1 protein-coding gene and 5 pseudogenes are annotated in these 5,052 nt (G+C 58.0%); 4 read left to right on the plus strand and 2 right to left on the minus strand.

Translation table 11 applies throughout. The annotated features are described in order from the left end of the window. The 4 genes and pseudogenes from GCT19_RS45030 to GCT19_RS40785 all read left to right on the plus strand — a co-directional run. A pseudogene (locus GCT19_RS45030) lies at positions 1-553 on the plus strand (hypothetical protein); the annotation flags it as partial. Positions 554-730: 177 nt separating this feature from the next. Further along, a pseudogene (locus GCT19_RS44175) lies at positions 731-923 on the plus strand (IS3-like element ISBvi4 family transposase); the annotation flags it as partial. A gap of 1,174 nt (positions 924-2,097) precedes the next feature. Beyond that, positions 2,098-2,893: pseudogene (locus tag GCT19_RS40780) on the plus strand (IS5 family transposase). 114 nt (positions 2,894-3,007) lie between these two features. After that, positions 3,008-3,487, plus strand: a complete 480-nt coding sequence (locus GCT19_RS40785; RefSeq protein ID WP_084598460.1) for an RNase A-like domain-containing protein — start codon at positions 3,008-3,010, stop codon at positions 3,485-3,487. 96 nt (positions 3,488-3,583) lie between these two features. On the opposite strand, the pseudogene GCT19_RS40790 reads toward GCT19_RS40785, so the two are convergent. Both GCT19_RS40790 and GCT19_RS44180 read right to left on the minus strand, forming a co-directional pair. Then, positions 3,584-4,090 (minus strand): annotated as a pseudogene (locus GCT19_RS40790) (Tn3 family transposase); the annotation flags it as partial. Positions 4,091-4,187: 97 nt separating this feature from the next. After that, positions 4,188-4,771, minus strand: a pseudogene (locus GCT19_RS44180) (IS3 family transposase); the annotation flags it as partial. Positions 4,772-5,052: the final 281 nt, after the last annotated feature.

The raw sequence follows: 5,052 nt of genomic DNA on the forward strand, positions 1-5,052 counted from the left end.
TGGCGATGGATTGCCACTTGGCCTGGCGGCGGTGAAGTTCTGGACGAGAAAGCGGTTCAAGGGGGCTTCGGAGCTCAAGCGCCATATCAATCCCACGCGCGTACCGATTGAGGAAAAGGAAAGCTGGCGATGGCTGGAGAATATGCGCCAGTCGACCGAGCTTCTCGACGATCCTGTGCGTTGCATTCACATCGGCGATCGGGAAAGCGACATTTACGAGCTTTTTTGCACCGCATACGATCTTTGCACCCACTTCCTTGTGCGTACCTGCGTTGACAGGCTCGCGGGAGACGGTCAGCACACGATCTCCAAAGCCATGCAGCAGGTTCAGGTGTCATTGTCTGCACGGCTGATGGTTGACGCCAGTCCCTATGACCGGGTCCGGGGCGTCGGCCTTGGCGAATGGGGAGTCGGACCGTTGTTTCAGTTTTGCTGTTGGCAACGCAACATCTCATCGGCCAACACCGCGGTCGAAAACAGCAGTCTGCGCGGCGTATCGAGGCCCTGCTGGAGGAGGTCGACGATCACGCGGCCGCATATGGGCTGGGCGTGACGACACACATTGCCACGCCGTCGTTGGCGATGCAGCTTGTCCTTGCAACCATTGGCCGCGGCACACTGGTGTTCGTCAATTTGGCGAACGCGTTCCCCATGTCCACTAGTTTCCGCTAATGCGGCCGAGTCGGCGCCGCAAACCGACGCCCTCCGTCATCGCAAGCTTCACGGCCTCTTGTCGGAGGCTGCGGGCCGGCTTTCAACATCGATGAAGACGCTGGCGAACTGGGTGCGTGCGGCGAAAGCCCGGTAAGCTCGAAAGGGTTAGTCAGCCTAAGAAGCCGCCCACGGCAATCGAAGCTGAGCTGGGCCGGATCAAGTGGAAGCTGGCCGAAGTGAAGATGGAGCGCGATTTACTAAAAAACATGTTACGGGCCACGCCCCTGCCCGAAGGGCAGAAACTCGCGGGCGGCGCTACACTGATGCGCATCAGAGGGAGAGGCCGTCGAAATATTGCTGATTCATCTCGTTATAAGACATGGGTCCAAGGACTGATGCGGACTCGGCATTGTGACGCTGCCAGGCGATCCTGTTCAGGAAGGTGATCAACTCCGCCTTCCCGCCCCATGGCCATTCTCCAGGAGGAGGGCAGACATGAAGACGACGAAGTCCCGAGGTACCGGCAACGCGGCACAGATCACGGTAGTGCAACCTCATGCTGCCGCGATCGACATCGCGGCGCAGTTTCACGTGGTCGCGGTCGGACAGGAACGTGCTCCGGAACCGGTCCGCTCATTTCGGAGCTTCACCAACTCGCGCGGTGGCTCAAGCAGGCGGAAGTCACCACGAATGCTCCGGTGCAAATAGGTAGGGTGGTCGAATCTATTTATAGATCTGGATACAGAACACGATAGACGGGAAGTGTCGCACTTACGACATTTCGTACCTTCATTGTCGACCTTGTTCGTCGTTTAAAAACGAGGAATATCGATCCACGCGGTTATCTGGCTGTTGGCACGATCATCGCTGTTCGACCCCGGGATTTTAGAGGCCCAGTTCCACACCTTCTGCATCCAGCAGACGGGAGAAGAGCCAAAGGAGCTAAGAGTGAGTTCGCTTATCGAACCCGGCGGAATTTTCCGACCCGGCTGCCGTACCCTCTGCGACGCTTCACGAGGCCCCAGCTTGATACCCCACTGGCGCAGTTCTGGACTGCGGGAGTCGGAATCGTAACCGCGATCGGCGTAGAGGATTTTGGACGTGTGAAACGGACGACTGCCCTGCCTGGTGGTTCCGCTGTTCAGATGGCAAAGGTTATGGCTTTCCCAGGAAGTCAACGTCCTCTCGACGGATTTTTGACTTATCTCCAAAAAGTGTATTTGCTTTTATATGTTTGAACAGTCCGAAAGGAAGGCACATGATGAGCGGTTAGACGTGCGGAATCCCATTTTCTGACGACTGCCATCTTCGCGACCGCACTAACGATGGCGGGGCCCAGTTCATGCGGCTTGAGAAAGTGGCGATGCATTCGTCGTACTGAAATACATTGAAAGCGTGCTCGAAATTGGTTCTCTAGGTCCAAGCATGGAACATAAGGGAGGCATGACAAGAGCGAAAAGTAAAGCCTATCCGACAGACGTTTTTCGACGAAGAAAGGAGCTTCGTGGCAGCGATCTAACGTTGATGGATGAGAGTGCACCACAGGGTGTACGAGGTGCGCGAACGGTCAATGCGTTGCGCTGGATGGCTCGCGCTGGGGCTGCGTGGCGAGTGCTGCTGACCGTTTTTTCGTCGGGAAAACTCGTGTACCAGCAGACGCACGACGGCTGTTTCGAGTGCATGGTGAGTGACCTTCGTTCGATTGTCCGTGTGGCGCAAGGGCGGCATGGGCAGCCGAGCGCGGTTATCGTTGATGGCCGCACGTTGCAATCGACATGTGAAAGTGGTCCACGCGCAGGCTATGACGGCTACAAGCGCAAGCGTGGCAGCAAGGTACATATGGCGGTCGACATTCTGTCAGTTGCTCGCCGTACACGTGACACCGGCCAACGAGCAGGAACGGGCACAGGTGGCAGAGCTAACGCGTCAGGTGCAGCAGGCAATGGGAGAAGCCGAAAAAGTGGTCTTTGCCGATCAGGGGGACACGGGCAAACATCCTGCGTAGGCTGCGCGCGCCTAAGGAATTGATCCCCAGGTGGTCAAGCTGGACGAAGCGAAAAAGGGTTTCCTGCTGTTGCCGCGGCGATGGGTAGTCGAGTGCAGCTTCGGATGGATCAACCGCCTTCGACGCCTCCCACGTGACTACGAACGCTTGCCCGAAACACTCGCAGGTCCGCATTTTGTCGTCGTAGCCGTGCTTGTGCTTGTCCGTGCAATCCTGGTACTTCGAAGTTCCTAACACAGTCTAATCTCTACAAGGACCACGATGAAAAAATCGCTTCACCGCAACATACGTATCCGTCTACTAAGGACGTCCGTTTTTTCGACGGTAGCGTGCGCACTCGCACTGACAATGCTGAATGCGGCTGCACAGACCTGCCTCCCACCGGCGAACGGCAACTGGGCGCAGTGGCTTGGCCAGCAGGAATCCGCTGGTGGTCACGCAGTTAGGTGTCACGTCGGAAAATCAGAAAGCGGCTTAATCGGCCGCATCATCAATCGGGGCGGCGGTAAGGGTGACACTTGCGCGCCATATCCCGAAGCGGCAAGCTCCTTCACAGACGCGAAGACAATGCTCAGGGCGATATCCGACGCGATAAAGACAAGCGCCCCCGGCGCGGTGACCGGCCCCAACGGAAGAACCACCTTAACCGGGCGAAGCGAACAAAAAGTTGGTCTGGTAGTCGAGACGTTCACTGGAAAGGACCCCAGTAAGAACCGCTCACCGTGCGATGCAAACAAGGGATTCGTCTGCCAAGGGACACGAAACTGGGTCGCAGTAATCGAGAAAAACGACGCTGACTGCTTTCTACTTACCGCATACCCGAAATAGCGTCTTCGTTAGCTCGAGCAAGGTGACGGATCGACGCGTAGTTTAAGGGACGAAATCAAAAAGACTCGTTGGGGCTGTATGCCTTTTCGGCAGGCAGTTCGCGACGAGGTCGTTGTACTTGGTCACCTTGCGCTGCCAGTGACGGACGCTTTCGGCTATCGCGCCTTCGCCACCGAACACCAGCCACTTCGCGAAGTCGTTGAACTGCTCGCTCTTGTTGGTCGCGGCGTGAATCGTGCGACGCAGGTCTGGTTCACTGAGATATTTCAACCGGAACAGCGTCCGGGTCACTTGCCCCAGCTCACGGAATGTGAAGCGGAGCTTGTTTTTCGTGCTCTCCGATCCCAGGCGGCGCAGGACCGTCGACGGCGTCATCTTGCCTGCCTTGATCGACACTGCAACGCGCATCATGTCGGCATAGTGACGTTCGATGAGTGGCCAGTCCACCGGCTGACGGCACAAGCTGTCGATGTGCTTGTATTTGCGCAGCCGGTCCGCCTCGTACAGCACGAGATCCTTGATGTTGCGCATGTGCGGCATCAGGTTGATGCCTACCACGTACGACAGACCGAAGACCGGACCGCTTTGCGCCTGCGTAAGCCCACAATCTCGCAGTAGCGCGGCAGTTCACGCCGGATTCCTCGTCGGTGACCTGACTGACGTTGTTCTCATCTTGTTTGACGCGCGGCAGCCGCGCATTGCGTCGGCCCGTATTCGGCCTGCAGTACAGCGCCTCGATGGAATGCGCTTCATCAGCGTGCGTACGTGCCGACGGCCGATCGCGTGTCCATCGCGACGCAGCAGTCCTGCCAGCATCCGCGCGCCGGAAAACGGAAACTCCAAGTGCAGTTCGTCGATTCGGCGCATCAGCAACTGGCCCGCTTCGCTCACCGGCTGCGCCCGGTAATACACGCTCGATCTCGCGATGCCGACGAGTCGCGCCCGCTGCAAGACAGGCAATGCGCGCGTACGATCGATCATGGCTTTGCACTCGCAATCCCGCCTTGTTGAGCGCGCGGCTTAAAAATCGTTCTTCAGGGTGAGGTGGCCGATGTTCGCATGTAGCTCCCTCAAATCGATTAGCGGCTCGCTCGACACCGTGCCTCCTGCGCCGACTACGTCTGCAGCGCGCTCCTGCAACTGTCGCTTCCATTCCGTAATCTGCTTCGGGTGCACATCGAACTGCTGCGCCAATTCTGACAGCGTGCGCTCGCCCTTGACCGCCGCCATCGCCACTTTCGCTTTGAACGCGGCTGAGTGGGTCCGGCGTAAGCGCCCGGCCATCCCGTCTTGAGTAGCGTTGAAGGTCTTGGGAGCATCGTGTGCACTTAAATAGGTGGACACGTGAACACTATCGAAGAAGAGGCACCGGTTGGAAGGCGTCGACGCCGGCGATATAGCGTCGAGTTCAAAGCCCAGGTGGTGGCAGCCTGCCGAAGACCGGGTGTATCGCTTGCGGCCATCGCCCTGGATCACAGGCTGAACGCAAACCTGCTCCGACGTTGGGTGGAACAAGCCGAAGGGAATGCTCGGGTGCCCGTCGCGAGCAGCGATGTGGCAGTGCC

The organism is Paraburkholderia atlantica (assembly GCF_009362785.1).
GTDB classification, from domain to species: Bacteria; Pseudomonadota; Gammaproteobacteria; order Burkholderiales; family Burkholderiaceae; genus Paraburkholderia; species Paraburkholderia atlantica.